Annotated in this window: 27 protein-coding genes, 2 tRNA genes and 1 pseudogene; 12 read left to right on the top strand and 18 right to left on the bottom strand. The window is 71.9% G+C overall.

Features of this window, described 5'->3' with window-relative positions; genetic code table 11:
- Positions 1-54: 54 nt before the first annotated feature.
- Positions 55-207, bottom strand: coding sequence for a hypothetical protein (locus tag ABD299_RS05065; RefSeq protein WP_344259177.1), 153 nt, complete (start codon positions 205-207; stop codon positions 55-57).
- Between the two features lie 39 nt (positions 208-246).
- Between ABD299_RS05065 and ABD299_RS05060 the strand changes: the two genes are divergently transcribed.
- Positions 247-450: a hypothetical protein gene (locus ABD299_RS05060; protein ID WP_344259176.1), complete on the top strand. Its 204-nt coding sequence runs from the start codon at positions 247-249 to the stop codon at positions 448-450.
- A gap of 108 nt (positions 451-558) precedes the next feature.
- Here ABD299_RS05060 and ABD299_RS05055 read toward each other — a convergent pair.
- Positions 559-635: transfer RNA gene (locus ABD299_RS05055), tRNA-Ile, on the bottom strand.
- A gap of 189 nt (positions 636-824) precedes the next feature.
- Positions 825-897 (bottom strand) — tRNA-Asn (locus ABD299_RS05050).
- A gap of 148 nt (positions 898-1045) precedes the next feature.
- Between ABD299_RS05050 and ABD299_RS05045 the strand changes: the two genes are divergently transcribed.
- The 3 genes from ABD299_RS05045 to ABD299_RS05035 all read left to right on the top strand — a co-directional run bounded on the left by ABD299_RS05045 (position 1046) and on the right by ABD299_RS05035 (position 3147).
- The gene (locus tag ABD299_RS05045) at positions 1046-1339 is read left to right on the top strand and encodes a hypothetical protein (protein WP_344259175.1); all 294 of its coding nucleotides are present in this window, start codon (positions 1046-1048) and stop codon (positions 1337-1339) included.
- A gap of 111 nt (positions 1340-1450) precedes the next feature.
- Positions 1451-2224, top strand: a complete 774-nt coding sequence (locus tag ABD299_RS05040) for an IclR family transcriptional regulator (RefSeq protein ID WP_344259174.1) — start codon at positions 1451-1453, stop codon at positions 2222-2224.
- A 50-nt stretch (positions 2225-2274) separates the two neighbouring features.
- Positions 2275-3147 (top strand): SMP-30/gluconolactonase/LRE family protein, encoded by an 873-nt coding sequence (locus ABD299_RS05035; protein WP_344259173.1) that lies wholly within the window; start codon positions 2275-2277, stop codon positions 3145-3147.
- 62 nt (positions 3148-3209) lie between these two features.
- On the opposite strand, the gene ABD299_RS05030 is transcribed toward ABD299_RS05035, so the two are convergent.
- From ABD299_RS05030 to ABD299_RS04995, 8 genes are all read right to left on the bottom strand, one after another.
- Complete coding sequence (locus ABD299_RS05030; protein WP_344259172.1) at positions 3210-3653, bottom strand: MarR family winged helix-turn-helix transcriptional regulator; 444 nt, start codon at positions 3651-3653, stop codon at positions 3210-3212.
- A 47-nt stretch (positions 3654-3700) separates the two neighbouring features.
- Positions 3701-4033 (bottom strand): monovalent cation/H(+) antiporter subunit G, encoded by a 333-nt coding sequence (gene mnhG, locus ABD299_RS05025; protein ID WP_344259302.1) that lies wholly within the window; start codon positions 4031-4033, stop codon positions 3701-3703.
- A gap of 2 nt (positions 4034-4035) precedes the next feature.
- Positions 4036-4293, bottom strand: a complete 258-nt coding sequence (locus ABD299_RS05020; RefSeq protein WP_344259171.1) for an MrpF/PhaF family protein — start codon at positions 4291-4293, stop codon at positions 4036-4038.
- A gap of 67 nt (positions 4294-4360) precedes the next feature.
- Positions 4361-4723 (bottom strand): Na+/H+ antiporter subunit E, encoded by a 363-nt coding sequence (locus ABD299_RS05015; protein ID WP_344259170.1) that lies wholly within the window; start codon positions 4721-4723, stop codon positions 4361-4363.
- Positions 4720-6276, bottom strand: coding sequence for a monovalent cation/H+ antiporter subunit D family protein (locus tag ABD299_RS05010; protein ID WP_344259169.1), 1557 nt, complete (start codon positions 6274-6276; stop codon positions 4720-4722). The genes ABD299_RS05015 and ABD299_RS05010 overlap by 4 nt, the downstream gene beginning before the upstream one ends.
- Positions 6273-6794: a sodium:proton antiporter gene (locus tag ABD299_RS05005; protein ID WP_344259168.1), complete on the bottom strand. Its 522-nt coding sequence runs from the start codon at positions 6792-6794 to the stop codon at positions 6273-6275. The genes ABD299_RS05010 and ABD299_RS05005 overlap by 4 nt, the downstream gene beginning before the upstream one ends.
- The gene (gene mbhE / locus ABD299_RS05000) at positions 6791-9613 is read right to left on the bottom strand and encodes a hydrogen gas-evolving membrane-bound hydrogenase subunit E (protein ID WP_344259167.1); all 2823 of its coding nucleotides are present in this window, start codon (positions 9611-9613) and stop codon (positions 6791-6793) included. Before mbhE ends, ABD299_RS05005 begins: the two co-directional genes overlap by 4 nt.
- An 11-nt stretch (positions 9614-9624) precedes the next feature.
- On the bottom strand, positions 9625-10257 hold the full coding sequence (locus ABD299_RS04995) for a universal stress protein (RefSeq protein WP_344259165.1): 633 nt from the start codon (positions 10255-10257) through the stop codon (positions 9625-9627).
- 196 nt (positions 10258-10453) lie between these two features.
- Here ABD299_RS04995 and ABD299_RS04990 point away from each other — a divergent pair, with 196 nt between their 5' ends.
- From ABD299_RS04990 to arfA, 3 genes are all read left to right on the top strand, one after another.
- Positions 10454-11470 (top strand): NADP-dependent oxidoreductase, encoded by a 1017-nt coding sequence (locus ABD299_RS04990; RefSeq protein WP_344259164.1) that lies wholly within the window; start codon positions 10454-10456, stop codon positions 11468-11470.
- Positions 11471-11602: 132 nt separating this feature from the next.
- Positions 11603-12031 (top strand): organic hydroperoxide resistance protein, encoded by a 429-nt coding sequence (locus ABD299_RS04985; RefSeq protein WP_425581255.1) that lies wholly within the window; start codon positions 11603-11605, stop codon positions 12029-12031.
- Between the two features lie 181 nt (positions 12032-12212).
- Positions 12213-13727, top strand: a complete 1515-nt coding sequence (gene arfA, locus ABD299_RS04980; RefSeq protein ID WP_344259162.1) for an arabinosylfuranosidase ArfA — start codon at positions 12213-12215, stop codon at positions 13725-13727.
- 87 nt (positions 13728-13814) lie between these two features.
- On the opposite strand, the gene ABD299_RS04975 is transcribed toward arfA, so the two are convergent.
- A complete protein-coding gene (locus tag ABD299_RS04975) occupies positions 13815-14918 on the bottom strand; it encodes a pyroglutamyl peptidase (RefSeq protein ID WP_344259161.1) in 1104 nt (367 codons plus the stop codon).
- Between the two features lie 294 nt (positions 14919-15212).
- On the opposite strand from ABD299_RS04975, the gene ABD299_RS04970 reads away from it, so the two are divergent.
- From ABD299_RS04970 to ABD299_RS04960, 3 genes are all read left to right on the top strand, one after another.
- Positions 15213-15482 carry a GlsB/YeaQ/YmgE family stress response membrane protein gene (locus ABD299_RS04970; protein WP_344259160.1) on the top strand — a complete coding sequence of 90 codons (270 nt, stop codon included), beginning with the start codon at positions 15213-15215 and terminating at the stop codon, positions 15480-15482.
- Positions 15483-15611: 129 nt separating this feature from the next.
- On the top strand, positions 15612-17324 hold the full coding sequence (locus tag ABD299_RS04965; protein WP_344259158.1) for a PHP domain-containing protein: 1713 nt from the start codon (positions 15612-15614) through the stop codon (positions 17322-17324).
- Entirely contained in the window at positions 17321-17971 is a 651-nt protein-coding gene (locus ABD299_RS04960) for a hypothetical protein (protein ID WP_344259156.1), read from the top strand. Before ABD299_RS04965 ends, ABD299_RS04960 begins: the two co-directional genes overlap by 4 nt.
- Before the next feature lie 128 nt (positions 17972-18099).
- On the opposite strand, the pseudogene ABD299_RS04955 reads toward ABD299_RS04960, so the two are convergent.
- Positions 18100-18848: pseudogene (locus ABD299_RS04955) on the bottom strand (SAM-dependent methyltransferase).
- 169 nt (positions 18849-19017) lie between these two features.
- Between ABD299_RS04955 and ABD299_RS04950 the strand changes: the two are divergent.
- Positions 19018-19155, top strand: coding sequence for a hypothetical protein (locus tag ABD299_RS04950; protein WP_344259154.1), 138 nt, complete (start codon positions 19018-19020; stop codon positions 19153-19155).
- A gap of 89 nt (positions 19156-19244) precedes the next feature.
- On the opposite strand, the gene ABD299_RS04945 is transcribed toward ABD299_RS04950, so the two are convergent.
- Complete coding sequence (locus ABD299_RS04945; protein ID WP_344259152.1) at positions 19245-19619, bottom strand: ATP-binding protein; 375 nt, start codon at positions 19617-19619, stop codon at positions 19245-19247.
- A gap of 57 nt (positions 19620-19676) precedes the next feature.
- The gene (locus ABD299_RS04940) at positions 19677-20084 is read right to left on the bottom strand and encodes an NUDIX hydrolase (RefSeq protein WP_344259300.1); all 408 of its coding nucleotides are present in this window, start codon (positions 20082-20084) and stop codon (positions 19677-19679) included.
- Between the two features lie 112 nt (positions 20085-20196).
- Here ABD299_RS04940 and ABD299_RS04935 point away from each other — a divergent pair, with 112 nt between their 5' ends.
- Positions 20197-20985: a GntR family transcriptional regulator gene (locus ABD299_RS04935; RefSeq protein WP_344259299.1), complete on the top strand. Its 789-nt coding sequence runs from the start codon at positions 20197-20199 to the stop codon at positions 20983-20985.
- A gap of 189 nt (positions 20986-21174) precedes the next feature.
- Here the strand turns inward: ABD299_RS04935 and mmsB are convergent, their stop codons facing one another.
- From mmsB to chvE, 3 genes are all read right to left on the bottom strand, one after another.
- Complete coding sequence (gene mmsB, locus ABD299_RS04930) at positions 21175-22446, bottom strand: multiple monosaccharide ABC transporter permease (RefSeq protein WP_344259150.1); 1272 nt, start codon at positions 22444-22446, stop codon at positions 21175-21177.
- Between the two features lies 1 nt (position 22447).
- The gene (mmsA, locus tag ABD299_RS04925; protein WP_344259148.1) at positions 22448-23983 is read right to left on the bottom strand and encodes a multiple monosaccharide ABC transporter ATP-binding protein; all 1536 of its coding nucleotides are present in this window, start codon (positions 23981-23983) and stop codon (positions 22448-22450) included.
- An 84-nt stretch (positions 23984-24067) separates the two neighbouring features.
- Positions 24068-25192 carry a multiple monosaccharide ABC transporter substrate-binding protein gene (gene chvE, locus ABD299_RS04920; protein ID WP_344259146.1) on the bottom strand — a complete coding sequence of 375 codons (1125 nt, stop codon included), beginning with the start codon at positions 25190-25192 and terminating at the stop codon, positions 24068-24070.
- Between the last annotated feature and the right edge of the window lie 13 nt (positions 25193-25205).

Raw genomic sequence — 25205 nt, 5'->3', positions numbered from 1 at the left:
GCACTCTCGGCAGCGGCCCGGGCCAAGACCACACCGCCCGCCCGTCCCGGCCGGTCACCACACGGCCCCCACCGGCCCGTCGCCCACACCGGGCCCGGCCGTGGGCCGGTGGCTCTCCACGGCCCGAGTACGCCGCTCCAGGTCCCGCAGCACGCCCGCCAGCGGGCCCGCCGCGGACCGGCGGGCCGGTGAAGCTCGCATCACCACGACGTCACCCCTCCTCATCCGTGGGCATCTCGCTGGGCGGTGCCGCTTCCCGGCCTGCCCGACACCCCCTCCCCGGACCCCACCACCCCCAACCCGCCCTCACCGCCCGGACTCCCAGATCTCCCCGGCCTGCCCGACATCCCCGACCCCAGCCCGCCCGATGTCCCGCAACCAGGCGGCCCCGGCGGGCTGCTGTGCCTGCGCCTCCCCCCGCTGCTGGACCTCTGCCTCCTCGACCTCTGAAACACTTCGAGCGANGAGCAGACGCCCCCCGAAACGGAAGACGGCCCCCGCCGCAGCGGGGGCCGATTCCATATGGCCAGGTCAGAAGGGGTAGCCGAGCCGTTCAACTGGTGGGGCGGGTGGGACTCGAACCCACGGCCGACGGATTATGAGTCCGTTGCTCTAACCGGCTGAGCTACCGCCCCGTGACGGCGCGCCGTGCACTTCTGCGCGCGCCGTATGCCGCAGCATAGCTGCTCATACGATCTCCCGCCCGGTCCGGGGGATCCCGTACGGTGCCGTGCACTGCCGGCACGGGGGGAACGGTTCCCGGAAGACGGGCAGTGATGCGCCCGGAACGCCGAAGGGCCCCTTCCGGGGCCCTTCGAGTGATGCTCCCCCGACTGGATTCGAACCAGTAACCTGCCGGTTAACAGCCGGCTGCTCTGCCGATTGAGCTACAGGGGACTGCTCCGCTCGGGTCCGCCTCCGGTCCACCGGCGGCGTTCCCTTGCTGCGACCCATACATTAGCGCATGTGAGGGGGTGCTCCGAAATCGGTTCGGGGTACCCGCACCGAGAGACCCCCAGCAACACCCAGGGAAGGGGAGCGTCCCATGCGGAAGCTCATGTTCATCGCCGGAGCGGCAGTGGGCTACGTGCTCGGTGCGCGGGCCGGCCGGGAGCGGTACGAGCAGCTTCGGGAGGCGGCTCGTCGGTTCCGGAAGAACCCGGCGGTCCGTAACTCCATGGACTCGGCGACACTGGCCGGACGGCAGGCCGCCGGACGGGCGGCGGGCGCGTTCGCCGACCGGGCGGGCGAGCGGCTCCCGGAGCCGGTCGTCGAACGGCTCCGGTCCGTACAGGGGCGGCAGACCCCGATGAACGACGAGTGGGGCAGCAGCCGCTGACCCCTCGCCGCCGTGCCCGGCCGTTGCCGGGCCGCGGGCCCGCTCGATAGCGTATGTTCGGTATTCCGGCGACCGGCCGGAATGCCGGACATCGCTTGCGGAGGCACGGGCATGGGGCGTCGCGTACCGGCGGTGAGCCGGGCGTTGGACATACTGGAGCTCTTCCTCGAAGGGGACGGGACGCTCTCCGCGCCCGAGATCACCCGGCGGCTCCAGCTGCCGCGCACCACCGTCCACGAACTCGTCACCACCCTGGCCGCCCGCTCCTACCTGGTGCCGGTCCCCGAACAGCCCGGCCGCTACCGGCTGGGGGTGCGCACCTACCAGCTCGGCAGCCGCTACGCCGAGAACCTGGATCTGGCCGCCGAGGGCCAGCAGGTGGCCCGCGAGGTCGCCGAGACCTGCGACGAGACGGTGCACGTCGCGGTCCTGGAGGACACCGACGTCATCTACATCGCCAAGGTGGACAGCACCCACGCGGTTCGCATGGTCTCCGCCGCGGGACGACGGCTGCCCGCCCACTGCACGGCGGTCGGCAAGATGCTGCTGGCCTCGCTGCCCGAGGACGAACTCGACGCCCGGCTGCCGCACGACGGCACGCTCGTGGCCATGACCGGGAACTCGATCACCTCCGCCGCCGGGCTGCGCCGAGCCCTGGCGGAGATCCGGGAGCGCGGGTTCGCGGTCGAGGAGCGCGAGTCGAACCCGGACGTGAGCTGCGTGGCCGCCCCGGTCAGGGACCGGGCGGGCCGGGTGGTCGCGGCACTGAGCATCTCGGTGCCGATGATCCGCTGGAGCGACGAGCGGCGGGACGAGCTGGCCCGGCTGGCCCGGGAGGGCGCCGGGAGGCTGTCGGAGCTGCTGGGACACCGGCGCCGGGGCTGACCGGGCCGGCCGCGGGCACCAGGCACCTGACAACGGGAGGACACAGCCACATGGCGGAGCACACCGGTAAGGAGAAGGGCCTGGAGCCGGCGGTCCGGGCAGGCGCCGAACTGGGGGAGGGGCCGGTCTGGGACGCGGCGCGGCAGCGGCTGGTCTGGGTCGACATCCTGTCCTCCCGGATCCACGGGCTGGACCCCGCCACGGGGCGCCGCTCGGTGATGTCCGCCGGGCAGCACGTGGGGGCGGCCCTGCCGCGCAGCGGCGGCGGCCTGGTGGTGAACCTGCGGGACGGCGTCGGGCTGTACGACGAGGACGGCGCATTCCGCTGGCTGGCGCGCGAGCCGGTGCCCGGGCGGCGCGGGAACGACGCGGCCGTCGCACCCGACGGGGCGCTGTGGGTCGGCACGATGCGGTACGACGAGCGCACCGGCGGCGGCACCCTCAGCCGCGTCACCGGCGACGGCTCGGTGAGCGTGGTGCTGCCGGAGGTGACGGTCAGCAACGGCACCGGCTGGAGCCCGGACGGGTCCCTGATGTACTACATCGACACCCCCACCCGCCGGATCGACGTCTTCACCGTCACCGGGGACGGCACCGTGACCGGCCGCCGCCCGCTGGTGGAGACCGGCGAGCGGGACGGCTGGCCCGACGGCCTGATCGTGGACGCCGACGGCTGCGTGTGGGTGGCCTTCTGGGACGGCGGCGCGGTCCGACGCTACACGCCGGCCGGCGAGCTGGACCGGACCGTACGGGTCCCGGTCTCCCGCCCCACCGCCTGCGCCTTCGGCGGCCCGGACCTCACCGACCTGTACATCACCAGCGCCTCGGTGGGCACCGATCCGGCGCGCGAGCCGCTGGCCGGCTCGGTGCTGGTGCTGCCCGGTGCGGGCCGGGGCCTGGCCCAGCCGCCCTTCGCGGGCTGATCCCTTCCCGGGGACCGGGACCGGGACCGGGACCGGGACCGGGACCGGGACCGGCGCCCGCCTCAGCGCTCGGACGACGGCGACTCCAGCATCCGCCGCAGCAGATCGCGCAGCGCCGAGCGCTGGGCGACGCTCAGCCCGGCCAGCGGCTCGCGGGCGAAGTCCAGCGAACCGCGCAGCCGCGCGGCGGTCCGCAGGCCCAGCTCGGTGGCCGAGGCGACCTTCACCCTGCGGTCGGACGGGTCCGGGCGCCGCTCGGCCAGCCCCCGGGCCTCCAGCCGGTCCAGGATGCCGGTCACATTGGACGGCTCGCAGCGCAGTTGATGGGCGAGGCCCCGCATCGGGGTCGGGTCGCGGGCCAGCACGGCCAGCACCCGTGCCTGTGCTCCGGTCAGCCCGAAACGGGCCGCCGCCTCGTCGTACTCCGCGTGGTAGCGCGCCACGACGGCACCGATCAGGTCCACGACCTCCCGGGTCAGCGGGTCGGGTGGCGGGTGTGCGGCCATCTCGTTCAGCCCTTCCCTTCCTGTGTCGGAAGCGTGAGCCCAGTGGATCAGGACGCGTCCTTCGGGCCGGGGGTTCCCTCCTGGCGGGTTCCGGCCACCAGCGGGGCACCGGAGCGGCGGGCCGCCCGTCCCGCGGCGTATCCGGCGATGGGGGCCGTGGCGAGCTGGAGAACGGCCGCCAGGATCAGGGTGACGACGGCACCGGTGGTCGGTGCCCGCAGCGCCACGCCGAGCAGGATCAGTACCACGCCGAGGCTGGCGGCCTTGGCGACCGCGTTGATCCTGTTGAAGGCGTCGGGCAGGCGGATCAGCCCCAGCGCGGCCACCGCGATCAGTGCCACCCCGAGGACCACCAGGACGTCGGAAGCCGGCTGCGTCATGCTCACGACGCGCCCCTTTCCACCCGGCGGGCCAGCGCCACCGTGCTGAGGAATCCCAGCAGGGTGGCGATCAGTACCAGGTCCACCAGCGCCATGGTCTCCAGCCGGGCGGACAGCAGGGCGACGGCAGCGACGAACACCACGAACCCGTAGTCCACCGCCACCACCTTGTCGGCCTCCGTCGGGCCGTGCAGCAGGCGGAAGATCGCCACCAGCAGCGAGGCGGCGAGCACCAGCAGCGCGGCGTCGAGAATCACCATCCTGACCTCCTCCAGCGGTCCCGCGCGCCGGCGCGCGCGGGCTCGGACCTGTCGCCTCCCCGCCCGGTCACCGGGCGTCCACCGGCCGCATCGCGTCCAGCAGCCGGGTCTCCAGATGCCGCAACTGGGCGCGGAACCGGGACACATCGCGGGCATGCGTACCGTGCACCCACAAGGTGGGCGGTGAGGTGTCCAGCTCCAGTGTCAGTGTGCCCGGTGTCAGGCTGAGCAGGTTGGCCATTGCCGCCATCTCCGCCCGGGTCCGGCAGCGCAGCGGCAACTCGACGATGGCCGGGGACAGTTGGCTGCCAGGGGTGATGATCTCCCAGGCGACGACGAAGTTGGACTCGACGAAGCGGAAGGTGAAGAACACCAGGAAGTAGACGATCCGCCAGGTCCGTACCGCCGTGCGGCGCAGCAGGTCCGTCATGGCGTCATCACCGCCTCCACCCAGGCCGAGGTGTCGAGCAGGCCCTCGGCGGCTGTTTCGGCGAGTTCCAGCAGCGGCTGCGCGCCGACCCCGAGCCACAGTGAGAAGGCGGCCAGCACCACTGCCGGCAGCACGAGCGCCACGCGGGTCCGGGGGTCCTCGGGCGGGCCGAAGGACCCCGCGGTCCCGAACGCCCCCGCGGCCCCGGCGGACCCGGGCGCACCCTCCGCCGCCGCCGGGGTCCACGCCTCCCGGGCGGGAACGGACAGCCGGCCGGCGAACACCCCCGACCAGATCTTGATCATGGACAGCAGGGTCAGCAGGCTCACGGAGACCGCGATCGTCACCGACACGATGTCGGCCTCCAGCACCGCCGCCCGGATCAGGGACAGCTTGGCCACGAAGCCGGACAGCGGCGGCAGCCCGGCCAGCGACAGCGCCGCCACGATGAACGCCACGGTCAGCAGCGGCTCCCGGCCCGCCAGGCCGCCCAGCCGGTCGAGCCGGTCGGTCCCGTAGGCGGTCTCCACGGCCCCCGAGCACAGCAGCAGTGCCGCCTTCACCAGCACGTACTGCACCAGGTAGAAGATCGCGGCGGTCAGCCCGGCGGCGCTGAACAGCGCCAGCCCGAGGAGGATGTAGCCGACCTGGCTGACCATGTGGAACGTCAGGATCTCCCGCATGGCCTGCTGGCCGACGGCCCCGAGCACGCCGACCACCATGGTGAGCCAGGCGGCGGCCAGCAGCAGCCACAGATACGCGCCCTCGCCCTCGTACACCACCGCGTACACCCGGATGATCACGTACAGGCCGACCTTGGTCAGCAGCCCGGAGAACAGTGCGGTGACGGCCGGGGTGGCGAAGGGGTAGGTGCGCGGCAGCCAGCCGTGCAGCGGGACCACCGAGGCCTTGGCGGCCATGGCCAGCAGGATCACGGCCCCGGCCAGCGCCACCCGGGGGGAGTCCTGTGCGGCTCCGGCCAGTTCGCCGAGATTGACCGTGCCCGTCACCCCGTACAGCATCGCCAGCCCGCCCAGGAACACCGTCGAGGCGAGCAGGTTGTACGTCAGGTAGATGCGGCCCGCTGCCACCCGCTGCCGGCCGCCGGTGAGGGTCAGCAGTACGTAGGAGGGCACCAGCATGACTTCGATGAGGACGAACAGGTTGAACAGGTCCGCCGTCAGCAGGGCGCCGTAGACGCCGGCCGAGAGGATCAGCGCGAGCGAGCCGAACAGCGGGTGCCGGTCGTCCCCGGCGGCCGCGGCGAAGGCGAGGCAGACCACCACCAGCAGTGCGGTGGCCGTCAGCATCAGCGCGCCGAGCGTATCGGCGGCGAACACGATGGCCACCCCCGGCAGCCAGCCGCCCAGCTGATGGCTGAGCACCGAGCCGTCCGAGGTGTGGACCAGCAGCGCGACGCCCAGCGCCAGCACGGCGGCGCTCACGCCCAGCGTGAGCGCCCGGCGCAGCAGCGGGTGGCGGGTGGCGGCCATGGCCAGCCCGGACGCCAGCAGCGGGAGCGCCACCGGCAGTGCGAGCACTGTTCCGGTCATCGTGCCTCCCCCTGCCCGTCGGTCGAGGGCCGTCCGGTCCGCGGCGCCTCGTCGTCCTCCGCCTCGCGGTCCCGCGGCCCGGGCCGCTCCCGCACCTGTCCGGCGGCTTCCGCGGGCTCGCCGCCGTCGGCGGCCGTGTCCTCGCTGCCGGAGGGCCCCGGGGCGCCCGGTGACCGGTCGGCCGGGGGGTGCTTCCCGGCGCCGGACGTGCCCGTGTCGGGTTTCCCGGCGTCCCCGCCCTCGGCGCGCAGCAGCCCGAACAGGTACACCGTGATGCCGAAGGTGATGACGATGGCGGTCAGGACGAACGCCTGGGGCAGCGGGTCGGCCGCCTCCTGCGGATCGGACTGCCCGATGAGCGGCACCCCGCGGCGCTCCATGCCGCCGGCGGCGACGAAGAGCACGTTCACCGCGTGACCGAGCAGCACGAAACCGACGGTGACCCGCAGCAGTTCGGCCTGCAGGATCAGGTAGACCCCGCCGGCGACGAGTATCCCTACGGCGATGGCAGCGGTCATGGCGTTCCTCCCTTCGCGGGCTGCCCGGGCGGGGCCGGGGCCGGTGCGGTGGGCGGGGAGGGAGGCGGCGCCGGCGGGGGAGTGGACGGCGGCGGGACGGCGTCGGCGGGCAGGCCGTCGCCCAGCCGGTCGATCGCGGCCAGTACCAGGCCGGTGACGAACAGGTAGACGCCCAGGTCGAAGATGAGGGAGGTGGTGAGCGACAGCGACACGTCACCGGGCAGCTGGAGAGTGGTCTTCTGCGGGGCGAAGAACGCGTCCCCCACGAACGTCGAGGACAGTGCCACGCCGACGCTGAGCACGGTGCCCGCGATCACCAGCGGGGTCGGCCGCAGCCACCGCGAACGGCTCCCGGGCACCCGGCCGTAGGCGAGATAGCCGTAGGCGATGACGGCGCCGGCCACCAGCGCGGAGATGAAGCCGCCACCGGGCTGGTAGTGGCCGCGGGCGAAGAGGTAGGCGGACAGCAGCAGCATCGCCGGGACCAGCATCCGGTTGGTCATCTGCAGGATCAGCCCGTCGACCGGGGCCAGCGGACGTCCGGTGCCCGGCGCGTTGCGCGCCCCGAGCAGGGTGAGCAGACCGAGCGCCACGGTTCCCAGGACCACGGCCTCACCGAGGGTGTCCAGGCCGCGGAAGTCCACCAGGATGGTGTTGACGACGTTGCGGCCGCCGGTGTCCTCCTCGGCCTCCCGCAGGAAGTACGCGCCCACCGGGGAGATGTCGCGGTCGCCGGTGAACAGCAGCGTCGCCCCGGCCGCCCCGGCCCCGGCGGCCAGCGCCAGGAATCCGGCACCCGCCGCACGGAACGGGCGGGGCCGCCGGAACCGCGCGGGCAGCCGGGTCAGGACGAGCACGGCGGCGACCGCGGTCAGCACCTCCACCAGCAGCAGCGTCATCGCCACGTCCGGGGCGCCGGCCAGCATGAACCACACGGTCAGCACCAGGCCGGTCAGGCCGAGCAGGGCGAGCGCGGCCAGCGCCGACCCGGTCAGCATGGCGCCGGCGACGACGACGGCCAGCACCAGCAGCACCGGCCAGTCCAGCGGCGTGACCGTCTCCGGTCCGGAGGCGGGGTGACCGTACAGGGCGACGGCGCCGACGCCGGCCAGCAGGACCAGTGCGGCCACCGGGCGCACCAGATAGGACCCGGTGATGTCGCTGCGGTCGGGCCTGCCGACGGCGGCGCCCAGCCGCAGCAGCCCGTCGTAGCCCTTGTCGAACACCGGCCGGGAGCGCGGCAGGAGCCGGAACACCTCCTCGACCCGGGCCTGGGACAGGAACAGGGCCATGCCGATGGCGATGGTCGCCACGGACATCCACAGCTCGGGGGCGAAGCCGTGCCACAGCTCGAAGTGCGGCATGTACGCGGTCGGCTGCACGGCCAGCACCGCCGGGCCCACCACCCCGTTCAGCGCCGGGACGCCCGGGCCCAGCGCCAGCCCTGCGACCGCGGAGACGGCGGCCGGGGCGAGGAAGAGGAAGGCCGGCTCGTACAGGCCGCGCTGGACGGTGGGCCCGCCGAACGCGCCGTAGAAGATCCGCATGCCGTAGGCGAAGGTCAGCGCCGACGCGCCGACGGCGACCGTGGTGGCCAGCGGGCCGGCCCAGGGGGTGACGTCCATGCCCAGGAAGCCCTGGAAGAGGTACTCCTTGCTCACGAAGCCCAGCAGTGGCGGGACACCGGCCATGGACAGGCCGGCCAGCCCGGTCATCATGGCGGTGGCCGGCATGACGCGCCGCAGTCCCGACAGCTCGCGGATGTCCCGGCTTCCCGCCTCCCGGTCGATGACGCCGACCAGCATGAACAAGGTCGCCTTGAACAGGGCGTGGGCGAAGGTGTGGAGGATCGCCGCGGACAGCGCGGTGGCCGTCCCCACGCCGATGGCCGCGACCAGCAGTCCGAGCTGGCTCACCGTGGAGTAGGCGAGCAGCAGCTTCAGGTCGTGCTGGCGCAGCGCCCACACCGCGCCGAACACGGCGCTGAACAGGCCGACGGTGACCAGCGTCGCCTGCCACGCGGTCTGCGCGGAGAACATCGGCGAGAACCGCATGAGCAGGTAGATGCCGGCCTTCACCATCGTCGCGGCGTGCAGGTAGGCGCTGACCGGGGTGATGGCGGCCATGGCGCCCGGCAGCCACGAGTGGAAGGGGAACTGGGCCGACTTGGTGAAAGCGGCGAAGACGATCAGCGCGCCGATCGGCCAGGCCAGCGGCGAGGCGAGCACCACCTCGGGGGCGGCCAGTATCGCGGTCAGGTCGGTGGTGCCGGCCGTCACGGCCAGCATCACGACCGCGGCCAGCAGCGCCAGGCCGCCCGCGGCCGTGACCAGGAACGCCTTCACGGCCGGCTTGACCGCCTTGGGCCCGGCCGAGGCGATGAGGAAGAACGAGCAGATGGTGGTCAGTTCCCAGAACACCAGCAGCAGCACCACGTCGGCGGCCATGACCAGGCCCAGCATCGCCGCGGCGAAGAGGGTGAGCAGGCTGTAGACGGTGGCGTGGTTGCCCTTCTCCTTCAGGTACCGGGGGCAGTACGCCATGATCAGCGCACCGACCCCCAGCACCAGGAGGGCGAACAGCGCCCCCAGCCCGTCCAGGCGGAGGGTGGCGGAGATCCCGAGGGACGGCAGCCAGGACCAGGAGACGGAGACGATCTCCGCGTCCTCGCCCCACGGCGCGGGCCACGTCAGCAGCAGTCCGATGCCGACGAACCCCGCGGCCAGCGGGTACCCGGTGTTGCGGCCCAGCCCGCGGTCGAACAGGGGAACGCAGGCGGCCAGGGCGAGCAGCGCGGCCAGCGCGACGACCAGTACCACGGGCGGCCCCGTCAGCGCTGGTCGGCGACGGGCGGGGAGGCCAGCAGCACCGGCCGGGGGGAGCGCTTGACCAGCTCGTCGGCGACGCTGCCGAGCAGCCGGCGGGACAGCCCCTTGCCGCGGCGGCCCGCCACGATGAAGTCCGCGTTCTCGGACTCGGCGAAGTCGAGCAGGACCGTCGAGGGCTTGCCGGAGCCGATCTCGATGATCGGCGTGGGGCCGCCGTCGGCCACCCACTCGGCGCGCTCGGCCAGCAGGGCGCGGGCGGCCTCCTTGTCCTCCTCGGCCTTGCCCGCCTCCGCGTCGACCACGCTGGCCAGGATGAGACGGCCCGGACGGCCCGCGGTCAGCCGGATGGCGTCCCGGACGGCCTGGTCGGCCTCGGGGGAGCCGTCGGAGGCCACCAGGACGGTGAGCCCGTTGCCGCTGGTCTCGCCCTTCCCGGTCACCGTGCGCTCCAGCGTCCGGGAGTCCTTACGGGCCCGCTCGGCAGCGATCGGGACGAAGATCGGGCCGAGAATGGCGCCGACGAGGTACCAGTGCCAGTCCCGGTAGCCGCTTCGGCCCAGGAAGACCACCACGGCCGTGACTCCGGCGGCGACCCACACCGCGATCACCAGAGTCACGAACAGCGCAGTCGACATGAAGCCTCCTTGACGTAGCCATCGGCCGAGTGCGCCTGCCCCACGCCGGGACCAGCAAACACCATCGGCCTGTGGGGTTTCGGGATATTTGTCTGTCGTGTCGTGCGGCGCGGCATTTCCGGCGTCCTCGGAATAGTTGACAACCTGAAACAACTGACCGCAGAGTTATTTTATCAGTTGAAGTTTTGGAGGTTCCATGTCCCTGCCCGAGGCCGGACGCGCCTGGCATCTGACGGCCCGTCCCCAGGGGTGGCCGTCCCCGGACGACTTCGCTCTGCGTGAGGAGCCGGTCCGCCCGCCCGGCGACGGACAACTGGTGGTGCGCAACCTGCACCTGTCCGTGGACCCGTACATGCGCGGCCGGATGAACGACGTGAAGTCCTACGTCCCGCCTTTCGAGCTGGACAAGCCGATGGACGGCGGCGCGGTCGGAGTGGTGCTGGAGTCCCGCGCCGAGGGTTTCGAACCCGGCGACCACGTGCTGCACTCCCTGGGCTGGCGCGAGTTCGCGACCCTGCACGCCCGCCACGCCACCCCCGTCTCCGCGGAGCAGGCACCGCTCAGTACCTACCTGGGCGTGCTCGGCATGCCCGGCCTGACCGCCTATGCCGGGCTGCTGGAGTCCGCCGCCTTCCGGGAGGGCGACGCCGTCTTCGTCTCCGGGGCCGCCGGTGCGGTCGGCAGCATGGCCGGACAGATCGCCCGCCTCAAGGGCGCCTCCCGGGTCATCGGCAGCGCCGGCTCCGCGCAGAAGGTGCGGACGCTGGTCGAGGAGCAGGGCTTCGACGCCGCCTTCAACTACAAGGACGCACCGGTCGGCGAGCAGCTGCGCGAGGCCGCCCCCGACGGCATCGACGTCTACTTCGACAATGTGGGCGGCGACCACCTGGAGGCCGCCATCTCCTCCCTGCGGGTGCACGGGCGCATCGCGGTCTGCGGCATGATCGCCCAGTACAACGCCACCGAACCGCCCGCCGCGCCGCGCAACCTGGCCATGGTGATCGGCAAGCGGCTGCGCATCCAGGGCCTGCTGGTCAGCGACCACTCCGCGCTGCGCCCGCGGTTCGTCGAGGAGGTGTCGGGCTGGATCCGCTCCGGCGACCTCCGCTACCGCGAGACGGTGGTGCCCGGCATCGAGAACGCGGTGGACGCCTTCCTCGGAATGCTGCGCGGCGAGAACACCGGAAAGATGATCGTCTCGCTCGGCGACTGACCGGCCGCGCGGGACCCGGACCGGCCCCGCTCGCCCACGCCCCCGGCGTGCCGTCCCGGGTGAACCGCGCCACGATGGAAGCGGACGGCGGGCCGGGCCGCGCCCCCAGCCCATCCATGAGAGGACTCTGCCGTGTTCATGAAGCCCGACCAGGTGCTGTACACCGCGTCCGCCACCGCCGAGAACGGCCGGGACGGCCGCGTGATGAGCGACGACGGCCACCTGGACCTGATCGCCAACGCCCCGCCGGAGCTCGGCGGCAGCGGCGCCGGCACCAACCCCGAGCAGCTGTTCGCCGCCGGCTTCAGCTCCTGCTTCCAGAGCGCCATGGGCGTGGTGGCCCGGATGGAGAAGAAGGACATCTCCGGCTCCACCGTCACCGCGAGCGTGGGACTGGGCCGCACCGACGACGGGATGTACGAGCTGCGGGTGGAGATCGTCGCCCGGGTCCCCAGCCTGGACAAGGACGAGGCCCGCGAGCTGGTCGAGAAGGCGAACCAGGTCTGCCCGTACTCCCGGGCCACCCGGGGCAACATCGAGGTGGTCCTCTCGGTGGCCTGACCGCGCCTTCCGCCCGGCGGCGGCACGGCGACGGGCCGGCCGGCGCACCGTTGACCACGGTGTGCCGACCGGCCTACATTCTGTCCGGCCTTCCGATCGCCGTACGACATACCGAACGCCTGCCCCTGGGTGCACCACGGCACCGGACGCCCGCACGCCGGAACGGACCCCGGAGGACCCCATGAGCCCCCAGCCCACCGCCCGCTTCACGCTCGACCCCGCCTTCGCGGTCTCCGAGGTCGATCCGCGCCTGTTCGGGTCCTTCGTCGAACACCTCGGCCGCTGCGTCTACACCGGCATCTATGAGCCCGGCCACCCCTCCGCGGACGCCGACGGGCTGCGCACCGATGTCCTCGAACTCGTCCGCGAACTCGGCGTCACCGCCATCCGCTACCCGGGCGGCAACTTCGTCTCCGGCTACAAGTGGGAGGACGGCGTCGGCCCCCAGGAGCGGCGCCCCCGCCGCCTCGACCCGGCCTGGCGCTCCACCGAGACCAACCAGTTCGGCCTCGCCGAGTTCGCCGGCTTCGTCCGCAAGGCCGGCGGCGAACCGATGATGGCCCTCAACCTCGGCACCCGCGGCGTCGCCGAGGCCCTCGAACTCCTGGAGTACGCCAACCACCCCGGCGGCACCGAACTGTCCGACCGCCGCATCGCGCACGGCGTCCAGGACCCCTACAACATCCGCCTGTGGTGCCTGGGCAACGAGATGGACGGCCCCTGGCAGACCGGCCACAAGACCGCCGCCGAATACGGCAGGCTGGCCGCCGAGACCGCCCGCGCCATGCGCCAGATCGACCCGGACCTCGAACTCGTCGCCTGCGGCAGCTCCGGCCAGTCGATGGAGACCTTCGCCGCCTGGGAGGCCACCGTCCTGCAGGAGTGCTACGACCTGGTCGACCACATCTCCCTGCACGCCTACTACGAGGAACTCGACGGCGACCGCGACTCCTTCCTCGCCTCGGCGGTGGACACCGAATCCTTCATCGAGAACGTCGCGGCCACCTGCGACCACGTCGGCGCTCGCCTGAAGTCGAAGAAGCGGATCAACCTCTCCTTCGACGAGTGGAACGTCTGGTACATGCGCTCCGGCCGCTCTCCCGTCACGCCCCCCGAGGACTGGGCCGAGGCCCCCCGCCTCCTGGAGGACCACTACACCGTCACCGACGCCGTCGTCCTCGGCTCGCTGCTCATCGCCCTGCTGCGGCACGCCGACCGCGTCAAGGTGGCCTGCCTCGCCCAGCTGGTCAACGTCATCGCCCCCATCCTCACCGAGCCCGGCGGACCCGCCTGGCGGCAGACGACCTTCCATCCCTTCGCCCAGGCGTCCCGCCACGGCCGCGGCACCGTCCTCGACGTGCGCCCCGACAGCCCCCGCCACACCACCCGCCAGTACGGCGAGGTGGACCTCCTGCACGCCACCGCCGTCCGCGACGAGACCTCCGGCGCCGTCACCGTCTTCGCCGTCAACCGCAGCCGGAACGCTCCGCTGCCGCTGGAGGTCACCCTGCACGGCCTCGGCCTGACCGGCGTCGCCGAGCACAGCGTGCTGGCCGACTCCGACCCCGACGCACGCAACACCTTCCAGGAGCCCGAGCGCGTCACCCCGCACCCCGCCACCGGAACCGCCCTCGACGGCGGCACCCTGCGCGCCACCCTGGAACCGATGTCCTGGAACATGATCCGCCTGACCTGACCTGACCTGACCTGACCCGGCTCCGGACACACCTCGGCCGGCCCGCCGTCCCCGGCGGGCCGGCCGTCACGGCACGGTCGGGCGGGATCAGGACAGCGTCTCGGCCGCCGCCCCCAGCAGGGCCCGTATCTGCCCGGTGATCGCCTGCCGGTTCGCCACCAGCACCGGATCGCTGATCAGATCGGTGTTCTCCGGCCCGAACTCCAGCGCCGGCGTGTGCAGATGGCCACCCGGGACGTCTGCCTCCAGCGCGTCTCGCAGCAGCGTCGCCCGGTAGGCGATCTCGTTGGACAGATAATCCCCGCCGCCGCCCCTCCGGGCGGCCGAACCCGCACTCGGCCCCTCCGCGCGCTCCACCGGCTCCCCGCCCCCCGCGGGTATCTCGGTGACCTCCGTGCGGTCGTGCACCGGGAACCGGCCGGTCTCCGCGGCGGTCAGCTCGGCGTAAGGAAGAGTGGTCGAGGTCCACTGCGGCTGCTCCTCCTGGGAAACGGGGATCAGGCCCGTCGCTTCCTCACCCGTGTTGTCCGGGCCGCCGCCGCGCCAGGCGCCGTTGAAGCGCTCCAGGTCGAAGCGGCCGGGACGGCCCTGGCTGATGGTCATGAAGAGATCCGCGCCGCGCGGGCCCGGCTCCAGATACGGGCGCAGCGCGTCCTCCACCAGGCCGGCGGAGAAATCCGCCCAGCGCACCGGGAGGACCATCGCCTCGATGTGGGCGGTCCGGCCCGAGGACGTGCGCAGCGTCGTCCCGTGCAGGGCCAGGGCCGCGGACCCCGAAGGGTTGCCGCGGCGGATGTCCTTCTCCAGCCGGAACGGATCGAAGCCGGTGACGACGATCCGCAGCCGGTCCTCGCCGGCGGGCAGGCCGTTGCCCCCCAGCCCCCGGGAGCTGCGCTCCAGCTCCCCGGCCAGCTCCGGCGCCACCTCGGCGACGGTCCGGCGCAGCGCCAGCCGCGACCAGTACAGGGGACGGTCGTCGCCGTCCGTCTCGCGCAGTCTCCGCACGGCGTTGCGCCACAGCGCCCGGCCGTGCCCGCGCACGATGTCCGCCGCCTCCTCCGGGGACCCGGCGGCCCGCAGCTCCTTCCCGAGGCTCTCCGCGGCCCCCAGCAGACCGCCGTGCCGGATGATCCGTTGCGGGACCTCCTCACTCAGCCGTTCTTCCTCAATGTCGATGGGTCTGTCGGACACGACTCTCCCTCACGGGGGGACAGGAATGAACATGGGTCGCACATATGTATCAGGTGCCGGTACGTATGCCGCCGGTCGTGCAAGCGCCTTCTGGCGGCAACCACCCTGACCACCCGTGGTGATCACGAGCACGCGCAACGGCACGGAACAAGCCGTTACCGGCCCTCGGGCACTCCTCCTGACTGAACACGGACAGTGAGGACAAGTCCGGAAAGGCGTGACTAACGTTTCACTCCCCGTTGAACGGCTACGTGCTAGTGCGACACGTTGCCGACGAGAGAAGGAGTGCCGACCATGGGCATCATCGCGTGGATTCTGCTCGGTCTGATCGCCGGAGCCATCGCCAAGGCACTGATGCCGGGACGGGATCCCGGCGGCATCATCATCACCATTCTCATCGGTATCGGTGGTGCCCTGCTGGGCGGCTGGCTCGGCCAGGTGATCTTCAACGTCGACTCGCTCGACGGTTTCTTCAGCCTCTCGACCTGGATCACCGCCATCATCGGAGCGCTGATCCTGCTCTTCCTCTACCGGGTCCTCACCGGCCGGCGAAGCACGGTGTGACAACCGCTGTCCGGGTGACGTAATGACGCCCGGACGGTGGTTCGCTGCCCGCCGTACCTCACTCCGTGTTCATCTGCCCCCTCCAGAGTTCCTGCGGCACCACAGCCGGGAACGACGCAGGGAGCACACATGGGGCACGGCCCGCACCATCACCACGGCGAGCACACGCACAGTCACGACCACCACGAGTCCGGACCGCTCCCCGCGGCACTGGACACCGCGATCCCCGACAGCGAACTCCGCCCCGACCAGCTCTCCCGCCGCGGCGTGCTCCGCCGGGCCGGGCTGCTCGGGGCGGGGATCGCGGGAGCCGGCCTCATCGGCCAGACGGCCGCCGCCACAGCCGCCTCCCCGGCCGCCGCCCCCGCCGCGAAGCCCTCGCGGGGCAACGGCAAGGGCCTCCTCTGGCTCGCCGGCGACCACCACATCCACACCCAGTACAGCAGCGACGGCCAGTACCGGGTCATCGACCAGGTCCGCAACGGCGCCAGATTCGGCATGGACTGGCTGGTCATCACCGACCACGGCAGCATCAACCACTCCCGTATCGGCGTCGAGAAGGTCAACCCCGACATCAGGGCGGCCCGCGACCTCCACCGCGACACCCTGGTCTTCCAGGGCCTGGAGTGGAACATTCCCGCCGCCGAGCACGCCACGGTCTTCGTCCACCCGGGCAGGAACGAGGTCGAGGTCCTGCGCCAGTTCGAGACCGGCTACGACGGCGCCGTCACCAACACCCGGGCCGGCACCCCCGAGAACGAGGCCCTGGCCATCTCCGGCCTCCAGTTCCTCGCCGAGCAGGTCCAGCGCAAGAAGGTCAAGGACGCGCTGATGCTCGCCAACCACCCCGCCCGCCAGGGCATCGACTCCCCGCACGAGATCCGCGCCTGGCGCGACGCCGCCCCCGGAATCGCCATCGGCATGGAGGGCGCCCCCGGCCACCAGGCCGCCGGACTCCCCGCCCCGCACGGCCCCGGCAGCGCCCGCGGCTACTACGCCTCCAGCCCCGGCAGTAACTCCTTCCCCGGCTACCCCGCCGAGAGCTACCGTACCTGGGGCGGCTTCGACTGGATGACCGCCACCGTCGGCGGCCTGTGGGACAGCCTGCTCGCCGAGGGCAAGCCCTGGTGGATCACCGCCAACTCCGACTCCCACCGCAACTGGGCCGACACCTCCGTCCGCCCGCCCGGCAGCGACTTCAACCGCGACGCGCAGCACGGCGACCCCGTCTACTCCGGCAAGCCCGAACTCGGCTGGGGCGACTACTGGCCCGGCCAGTACAGCCGCACCCACGTCGGCGCCCGCGACTTCTCCTACGCCGCCGTCATGGAGGGCATCCGCGAGGGCCGCATCTGGGTCGACCACGGCGGGCTCATCTCCGGCCTCGACGCCCGGCTGCGGGCCGGCAACAAGGCCGCCACCCTCGGCGGCACCCTGCACGTCAAGCGCGGCACCACCGTCGAACTCACCATCGACATCGCCCTGGCCAACGGCCCCAACTGGGCCCAGTTCGTCCCCACCCTGGCCCGCGTCGACGTCATCCGCGGCGACGTCACCGGCGAGAGCGCCGACCGCGACACCTTCCACGCCCCCGGCACCCGCGTCGACGCCTCCTACGACGTCAACCGCTCCACCGGCACCGTCCGCCTCACCCACAAACTCGGCCGCGTCGACCGACCCCTCTACGTCCGCCTCCGCGGCACCGACGGCAACCGCAGCCGGCCCGGCCTCAACGGCCCGGACACCGACCCGGCAGGCCCCGCCCTGGACGTCATCGGCGACGCCGACCCCTGGCGCGACCTGTGGTTCTACTCCAACCCGATCTGGGTGCTCCCGTCATGACCACCACCCCGCCCGCCACCCGCCCGCCCTCGGCCGCCACGGCCCCCCACCCCCCGGCCGACGGGCCCACCGTGATCGGCCTGGACTGCGGCACCCCGAACCCGGGCACCGCCGACCACCTCCTGCACCGCCTCGCCGACCTCCTCCCGCTGCCCCAGGGCAGCTACGCCTGCACCCACCGGGCCCCGGCCCCCCGCCCGCACATCGCCCTCTCCCTCCGGCTCCCCGACACCACCACCGCCGAGGCCGTCCTCGACCGGCTCGCCGCCGGCGCCGCGGCCGTCCCCGGACTGTCCGCCGTCCTCGGCGACCGGCGGCTCGGCCCGCCGGCCCGCCGCGGGACAGCGGCAGCCGCGGCCGATGCCCACGCCACCCGCACCGGCGGCCGGGCCGTCCTCTTCCCCGGCTCCGACACCCTCACCGGCACACTCACCCTGCGGGAACTCCTCGCACGCACGGCCATCACCAGGACCGAGGTGCTCGGCGGAGTCACCCCGGACCCCGACGCCGTCCTCGACACCCGCGGCCACGTCCGCCCCGAGTGGGCCGACGGCGAACTCCTTTTGCGCCTGATGCCTGCCTCCGGCGGCACCTACCTCCCCTTCGAGATCCCCGACCCCCACCCCTGCTGCACCGACCACCCCTGACCCCGGAGCCACCCCGCCACTACCCCGGAGCCCCTCCCGCCCCCCGCGCGAGGGGCTCCACCACACTCCGCCCCGCCGACCGGGCCCGCACACCGCGACCCGGCCGCGGAAACAGGGCCCGGTCCCCCTCACCCCTCCGGCGTCCGCCGCAGCACCGGCGTCACGAACCCGAGGGTGCCGCGGTACCCCCGCAGCCAGGCGCCCCGGTGCGCCGCCGCGGCCCGCAGGGCCTCCCCACTGCCGGGATCCGAGGGATGGTCCAGGGCCCAGCGGGAGAGCGAGCCGCTCCACGACCACTCGTACTCGTCCCATTCCGCGAGCAGCTGACATGCCCGTACAGCGGCGTCCAGCCGTCGTCGGTGGCCCGGGCGACCGTGGTGGCCAGATCGGCGTACTCGTCCGCGGCGAAGCCGGCCTCCAGCGTCCGCTCTCCCGGCTCGCGCTCCCAGAACCCGTCCCCGACCAGGACGCTGCCGCCCGGAGCGAGATGCCCGCGGATCGCGGCGAGGGTCGGCATCAGCCCGCCGAAGGCATGCGTCGCCCCGACACAGAGCACCAGGTCGAAGCGCTCCTCGGAGGCGAACTCCCGAGCTTCCACGGCATGCAGCGCGACCCTCGCCCCGAGCCCGGCCGCCCCCAGGCGCTCTCGGCCACGTGCGACGGCAGCCGCATCGACGTCCACCCCGGTGGCCCTCAGCCCGGGTCGTCCGGTCAGCGCCCGCTCCAGCCAGACGCCCTCCGCATACCCCAGATCCAGAAGCCGCCCGGCCCCGGAAGGGACCGCGCGGCCGAGAAGCCGGCCGACCGAGTCGTCCCCCAGGGGCGCGGCGACGGGATGGTCCTGGTGGGCGAGGGCGCTGATCCGCTGACGGTCCATGCCCGCCATCGTGCCCCGCCGCCCCTGCCCGGCCCAGCCGGTTTTCCGGTGCGCCCCTGTCCGCCCGTCCGCACTGCCCGGCCCGCAGAGCACCGCTCCGCTCCCGCAGCAAGCCCTTGCTGCGGTACGCAGTGGTGCGAGTACGGTTCACGAGGGTGGGAGGGACTGCATGGCCTCGGGGGAGGACCTGTCCGGAACGCGGCTGAACGGCATCGACGACGGCAACGGGGGCAACATCGACGCCTCGTCTCTCAAGCCCGACCTGTCGGTCGACAGCGCCGAGTTGATTCCGATCGGCAATGAGTAGCTCATCTGAAAGAGGGCCAGCCGGCCGAGGGGTGAGGTCAGCATGGCTGTGAGTCCGCGCTGTCGGTCGCGCGTGAATCGGGACGCAGCTCAGCGGTGACGGTGTGGCCGTCGCGGCTGTGGTGGACATCGAGGCGGGCGCAACAAGCGGCGATGATGCCCAATCCCCGGCCGTGTGTGGCGGTGCTGTCGGGGTTGCTTGATTTCGGGAATGGCGCCCGTGCCGCCGGTGTCGGTGACGGCGAGGGTGACAGTTCCTTCCGGTGCGCGGGTGATGGTGAGACGGAAGCCGTGCTTCGCGCTGGCTGTGTGGGTGATGGCGTTGGCGCCCAACTCAGACACGATCAGCCCTGCGTCGTCTGCGTAGGGAGTGTCGACAAGGACGTCTCGGGTGATACGGCGTGCGCGGGCGACCTCCTCCGGGAGTCCAGGGCAGGAGTACTCCCACACGCGCTCGCTGCTCATATACTCGTGCATACGAGTTACTTTCTGCTGGTGGATGGTAGCCATAGGTCGTCTGTGCTAGATGAGTTTCACGCCGTCGTGGGCGCGCACAGCCGGCGGTGTGCCGCCGTCGAGGGCGTCCAGAACCCGGACGGCGTACGCCTCGTCGGCGAGTTCGGAGACCTCTTCGCGTGTCACCCAGCGCAGGTCTCTGGTCTCGTCTCCGGTGGCAAGTTGACCGCCAGCGGCCCGGCAGCGGAACACCATTGAGACGATCAGGCCGGTCATGTTCTTGTAGATGCCGGTCAAGGTGGCGTCTTCGGCGATCTCGATGCCGGTCTCTTCCCGGACCTCTCGTGCCAGAGCCTCCGGGATGGCTTCGCCGGCTTCGAGGACGCCGCCGGGCGGCTCCCAATGGCCGTTGTCCCGCCGCTTGATCAGCAGCGCCCGGCCGTCGTCGTCGACGATGACACCGGCGACACTCACGGAGTGCGGACGCTGTACTTCACGCATTGTGTCTGTGGCCCTTCTTTCAGTGACTAGGCTCACCGTAGCAACCCGACTCCGCTACTCGTCTAGACGCCCAAAGGAGTGAATGATGACCGCTCTTCCTTCCGGCCTTCTCGGAGTGCTGGATGCCACCAGCGACCGCGCGGTGTTCAGACAGATCGCCGACCAACTGCGAGAGGCCATCGGTAAGGGACACTTCGCTGAAGGGGCCAAGCTCCCCTCGGAGTCGGAACTCGTGGGCCACTACGGTGTGTCGCGCATGACCGTGCGCAATGCCTTGTCTGTCCTGCAGGGGGAAGGACTTGTGCACTCCGAGCACGGCAAGGGAGTCTTCGTCCGGCCTCGCCCACCCGTGCGCAGACTTGCCTCCGACCGGTTCGCCCGGCACCACCGGGACCAGGGAAAGTCAGCCTTCACCGTGGAAGCCGAGGCCGCGGGAAGTCACTCGCAGGTCGACAACCTTCAAGTCCGTGAGGAGCGGCCATCGGCCGACGTTTCCGCCCGACTGGGGTCGCCGCTCCGCGTGCTGGTACGCCACCGCCGCTACCTGCTTGACGGACGGCCTGTGGAGTTCGCTACCTCCTACCTGCCTCTCGACATCGCCAAAGGGACCCCGATTGCCGCCCCGAACCCCGGACCTGGTGGGATCTACGCTCGCCTGGAGGAACTGGGGCACCGCCTGGAACGCTTCGAGGAGGAGGTGCGGGCCCGGATGCCGACTCCGCCCGAGGCCAAGACGCTCCGCCTCGCGCCGGGCGTGCCGGTCATCCGCCTGGTCCGCACGGCCTACGACACGAAAGGCCGGGCGGTGGAAGTCTGCGACACGGTGATGGCAGCTGACGCGTACGTCCTGGCGTACGAGCTTCCTGCCCAATGAGGCCAAGGCCGCCCGCGTCGTACCCCCTGGACGGTGACACGACTCCCCGCGTGGTGACGCTCGGGCTGCTACTCCTCTCAGACCCGTGGCGCGGAGCCCTCGGTCCAGCAGGTCGTCAAGTTGCTGCCCCTCTCAGGGGAGATGAGGGCCCCAGAGTAAAGGCGCAGGTGTTGGGTGCCGGCGGATGGGTCAGGTGGTGGCGCGGCGTTTGTTCCAGACGTCGAAGCCGACGGCGGCGAGCAGGACCAGGCCCTTGATGACCTGCTGCCAGTCGTCGCCGATGCCGACCAGGGACATGCCGTTGTTGAGGACGCCGAGGACCAGGCCGCCGATGACGGCGCCGAGGACGGTGCCGACGCCGCCGCTCATCGAGGCGCCGCCGATGAACGCCGCCGCGATGGCCTCCAGTTCGAACATGACGCCGGCGCCGGGGGTGCCGGCGTTGAGGCGGGCGGCGAAGACGCAGCCGGCCAGGGCGGCCAGGACGCCCATGTTGACGAAGACCAGGAAGGTGACCCGGCGGTCCTTGACGCCGGACAGCTTGGCCGCCGCCCGGTTGCCGCCGAGCGCGTAGACGTGGCGGCCGATGACGGCGTTGCGCATGACGTAGCCCAGGCCGATGAGCAGCCCGCACAGGATGAGCAGTACCACCGGGACGCCTCGGTAGCTGGCCAGGGTCAGGGTGAAGGCGGCGACGGCGGCGACGATGGCCAGGAGCTTGAGGACGAACACGTTGCGCGGCAGGACCTGGAGGTCGTACTGCTTCTGCTGCTGCCTGCTGCGCCACTCCTGGAACAGCACAACGGCCAGCACCAGCAGGCCCAGCAGCAGGGTGAGGTTGTGGTAGTTGGTGTACGGGCCGACCTCCGGCAGGAAGCCCTGGCTGATGTTCTGGAAGCCGCTGGGGAACGGGGAGACGGACTGGCCCTCCAGGAGGAGTTCGGTCGCTCCCCGGAAGAGCAGCATGCCCGCCAGGGTGACGATGAACGAGGGGATGCCGATGTAGGCGATCCAGAAGCCCTGCCAGGCGCCGGCCAGCACGCCGATGAGCAGCGACAGGGTGAGGGCCAGTGGCCAGGGCATGTTGTGGTGGACCATCATCACGGCGGCGGCGGCGCCGGAGAAGGCGGCCAGGGAGCCGACGGACAGGTCGATGTGCCCGTTGATGATGACGATCATCATCCCGATGGCGAGGATCAGGATGTAGCCGTTCTGCTGGATGATGTTGGAGACGTTGCGGGGCTCCAGGAGGGTGCCGTCGGTCCAGATCTGGAACAGCACCACGATGAGGCCGAGCGCGATGAGCATGCCGTACTGGCGCATGTTGCCGCGCATGGTGCGCAGCAGGGCGTCGGCGGTCGCGGTGAGTCCGCCGTCGGCGCGGCCGGGCCGGCCGGGGCCGCCCTTGCCGGGTTGGTGCGGGGAGGGGGAGCTGCCCGGCGTCGCGGTGGCCTGTCCCATGTCAGCGGTCTCCTGTCATCAGTCGCATGAGGGCCTCCTGGGTGGCCTCGGCCCGGTTCAGTACGCCGGTGAGCCGGCCCGCCGACAGCGCGGCGATGCGGTCGCACAGCCCGAGCAGTTCCTGCAGTTCGGAGGAGATGAACACCACGGCCTTGCCCTGGGCGGCCAGTCGGTCGATGACGGTGTAGATCTCCGCTTTGGCGCCCACGTCGATGCCGCGGGTCGGCTCGTCGAGGATGAGCACCTCGGGTTCGGTGTGGATCCAGCGGCTGAGGACGACTTTCTGCTGGTTGCCGCCGCTGAGCCGGCCGGTCTCCTCGAAGACGGTGGGGGCCTTGATGTTCATGGTGGTGCGGTAACGCTCGGCGACGCGGGTCTCGGCGTGGGTGTCGACGATGCCGCGCCGGGCCACCCGGGGGAGGGCGGCGAGCGAGATGTTGCGGCTGATGGTGTCGATGAGGTTGAGCCCGAGGGTCTTGCGGTCCTCGGTGACGTAGGCGATGCCGTGGGCCACTGCCTCGGGGACGGTGCGGGTGGAGATCTCCCGGCCGTGCAGGCGGACGGTGCCCGCTTCCCAGCGCCCCCAGGAGCGGCCGAACAGGCTCATGGCGAGTTCGGTGCGGCCTGCTCCCATGAGTCCGGCCAGGCCCAGGATCTCACCGTGCCGGACCTCGAAGGAGACGTTGTCCACGGCCTTGCGGCGGGTGTCGGCCGGGTGCCGGACGGTCCAGCCGGAGACCTCCAGGGCGACCTGGCCGGCGCGTTCGCCGGTGTAGGGGGTGCGGTCGGGGAAGCGCTGGTCCAGGGCGCGGCCGACCATGCCGCTGATGATGCGGTCCTCGGACACGGCGGCCGGGGCGCCTGGGTGTTCGCGCACGGGCAGGGTCTCCACGGTCCGGCCGTCGCGCAGGATGGTGACGGTGTCGGCGACCTGCCGGATCTCGTCGAGCTTGTGGGAGATGATGATGCAGGCGATGTCCTGGTCGCGCAGTTCGCGGATGAGGCCGAGGAGTTTGCGGCTGTCCTCGTCGTTGAGGGCGGCGGTGGGCTCGTCCAGGATGAGCAGCCGGACGCGCTTGGCGAGTGCCTTGGCGATCTCCACCAGCTGCTGTTTGCCGACGCCGAGTTCGGAGATCCGCGTCTGCGGGTGCTCGTCGAGGCCGACGCGGCGCAGCAGCCGTTCGGTCTCCCGGAGGGTGCGGCTCCAGCTGACGATGCCGCCGCGGTGGGTGCGTTCGTTGCCGAGGAAGATGTTCTCGGCGATGGACAGCTGGGGTATCAGGGCGAGTTCCTGGTGGATGATGACGATGCCGCGCCGCTCGCTGGCCCGGATGTCCTTGAAGGCGCAGGGCTCGCCGTCGAAGTGGATCTGCCCGTCGTAGCTGCCGTGCGGGTGCACCCCGCTGAGGATCTTCATCAGGGTGGACTTGCCGGCGCCGTTCTCTCCGCACACGGCGTGGATCTCGCCGGGCCGCACGGCGATGTCCACGCCGTCCAGCGCGCGGACGCCGGGGAAGGACTTGGTGATGTCCTTCATGAGCAGCACGTGAGGCGGCCGTGGTTGTTCTCCGTGTTCCACCGGGTCGTCCCTTCTGCCGGCAGTGAGTGCGGTGGCGGCGGCTCAGTTCAGCTGTCCGGCCTCGTAGTAGCCGTCCTCGACGAGCAGTTCGTAGTTGCCGGCGTCGATGCTGACCGGGTCGAGGAGGTAGGCGGGGACGGTCTTGACGCCGTTGTCGTAGGTCTCGGTGTCGTTGACCTCGGGCTCCTCGCCGGTGAGCAGCGCGTCGGCCATGGCCATGGCCTGCCGGGCGAGTTCGCGGGTGTCCTTGTAGACGGTCTGGGTCTGCTCGCCGGCGATGATCGACTTGATGGAGGCGAGTTCGGCGTCCTGGCCGGTGACGACGGGGAAGGGGGTGTCGCCGGTGCCGTAGCCGACGCTCTTGAGGGCGGAGAGGATGCCGATGGAGATGCCGTCGTAGGGGGAGAGCACGGCGTCGAGCCGCTCGGTGGAGTAGTGGGCGGTGAGCAGGTCGTCCATGCGCTTCTGGGCGGTGGCGCCGTCCCAGCGGCGGGTGGTGACCTGGTTGAGGCCGGTCTGTCCGCTGCGCACCTCGAGGCGGCCGTCGTCGAGGTGGGGCTGGAGGACGGACATGGCTCCTTCGAAGAAGAAGCGGGTGTTGTTGTCGTCGGGGGAGCCGGCGAACAGTTCGATGGTGCGGGTCTCGTCGCTGTCCTCCAGGCCGAGGGCGTCGACGATGTACTGGGCCTGGAGCTCGCCGACCCGGGTGTTGTCGAAGGTGGCGTAGTAGTCGACGTTCTCGGTGCCCATGATGAGCCGGTCGTAGGCGACGACGGGGACGCCGGCGTCGGCCGCGCGCCGGAGGGCGTCGGTGAGGGAGGCGCCGTCGATGGCCGCGATGATGAGCAGGTCGTGGCCCCGGGAGATCATGTTCTCGATCTGGGAGACCTGGTTCTCCACGCGGTCCTGGCCGTACTGCAGGTCGGTGTCGTAGCCGGCCTCCTCCAGGAGGCGGACCATGTTCTCGCCGTCGGCTATCCAGCGTTCGGAGGAGCGGGTGGGCATCGCGATGCCGATGGTGCCGCCCTCGGCGTCGGCGGCGCGTTCGCCGCCGCCGCGCCCGGAGTCCTGGCCGCAGGCGGTCAGGGCCAGGGCGGCGGTGACGGCGGTGGCCAGGGCGGCGGCGGTGCGGCGGCCGGTGCGAGTGGTGGAGGGGCTGTCGGGCATGAGGCGGTCCTTT

Source organism: Streptomyces sodiiphilus (genome assembly GCF_039529215.1).
GTDB classification, from domain to species: Bacteria; Actinomycetota; Actinomycetes; order Streptomycetales; family Streptomycetaceae; genus Streptomyces; species Streptomyces sodiiphilus.
This window is presented reverse-complemented; position numbering and strand designations above follow the sequence as displayed.

Bases quoted from the DNA above. Each gene is read 5' to 3' on its own strand.
- ABD299_RS05045 (WP_344259175.1), top strand. From the start codon at position 1,046: ATGCGGAAGCTCATGTTCATCGCCGGAGCGGCAGTGGGCTACGTGCTC.
- mmsB (WP_344259150.1), bottom strand. From the start codon at position 22,446: ATGGGACAGGCCACCGCGACGCCGGGCAGCTCCCCCTCCCCGCACCAA.
- mnhG (WP_344259302.1), bottom strand. From the start codon at position 4,033: ATGACGCAGCCGGCTTCCGACGTCCTGGTGGTCCTCGGGGTGGCACTG.
- ABD299_RS04995 (WP_344259165.1), bottom strand. From the start codon at position 10,257: ATGTCGACTGCGCTGTTCGTGACTCTGGTGATCGCGGTGTGGGTCGCC.
- ABD299_RS05040 (WP_344259174.1), top strand. From the start codon at position 1,451: ATGGGGCGTCGCGTACCGGCGGTGAGCCGGGCGTTGGACATACTGGAG.
- chvE (WP_344259146.1), bottom strand. From the start codon at position 25,192: ATGCCCGACAGCCCCTCCACCACTCGCACCGGCCGCCGCACCGCCGCC.
- ABD299_RS05020 (WP_344259171.1), bottom strand. From the start codon at position 4,293: ATGGTGATTCTCGACGCCGCGCTGCTGGTGCTCGCCGCCTCGCTGCTG.
- ABD299_RS05030 (WP_344259172.1), bottom strand. From the start codon at position 3,653: ATGGCCGCACACCCGCCACCCGACCCGCTGACCCGGGAGGTCGTGGAC.
- ABD299_RS05005 (WP_344259168.1), bottom strand. From the start codon at position 6,794: ATGACCGCTGCCATCGCCGTAGGGATACTCGTCGCCGGCGGGGTCTAC.
- ABD299_RS04950 (WP_344259154.1), top strand. From the start codon at position 19,018: ATGGCCTCGGGGGAGGACCTGTCCGGAACGCGGCTGAACGGCATCGAC.
- ABD299_RS04935 (WP_344259299.1), top strand. From the start codon at position 20,197: ATGACCGCTCTTCCTTCCGGCCTTCTCGGAGTGCTGGATGCCACCAGC.
- ABD299_RS04965 (WP_344259158.1), top strand. From the start codon at position 15,612: ATGGGGCACGGCCCGCACCATCACCACGGCGAGCACACGCACAGTCAC.
- ABD299_RS04990 (WP_344259164.1), top strand. From the start codon at position 10,454: ATGTCCCTGCCCGAGGCCGGACGCGCCTGGCATCTGACGGCCCGTCCC.
- ABD299_RS04960 (WP_344259156.1), top strand. From the start codon at position 17,321: ATGACCACCACCCCGCCCGCCACCCGCCCGCCCTCGGCCGCCACGGCC.
- ABD299_RS05010 (WP_344259169.1), bottom strand. From the start codon at position 6,276: ATGACCGGAACAGTGCTCGCACTGCCGGTGGCGCTCCCGCTGCTGGCG.
- ABD299_RS04970 (WP_344259160.1), top strand. From the start codon at position 15,213: ATGGGCATCATCGCGTGGATTCTGCTCGGTCTGATCGCCGGAGCCATC.
- ABD299_RS05015 (WP_344259170.1), bottom strand. From the start codon at position 4,723: ATGACGGACCTGCTGCGCCGCACGGCGGTACGGACCTGGCGGATCGTC.
- arfA (WP_344259162.1), top strand. From the start codon at position 12,213: ATGAGCCCCCAGCCCACCGCCCGCTTCACGCTCGACCCCGCCTTCGCG.
- ABD299_RS05035 (WP_344259173.1), top strand. From the start codon at position 2,275: ATGGCGGAGCACACCGGTAAGGAGAAGGGCCTGGAGCCGGCGGTCCGG.
- mmsA (WP_344259148.1), bottom strand. From the start codon at position 23,983: ATGAAGGACATCACCAAGTCCTTCCCCGGCGTCCGCGCGCTGGACGGC.
- ABD299_RS04945 (WP_344259152.1), bottom strand. From the start codon at position 19,619: ATGAGCAGCGAGCGCGTGTGGGAGTACTCCTGCCCTGGACTCCCGGAG.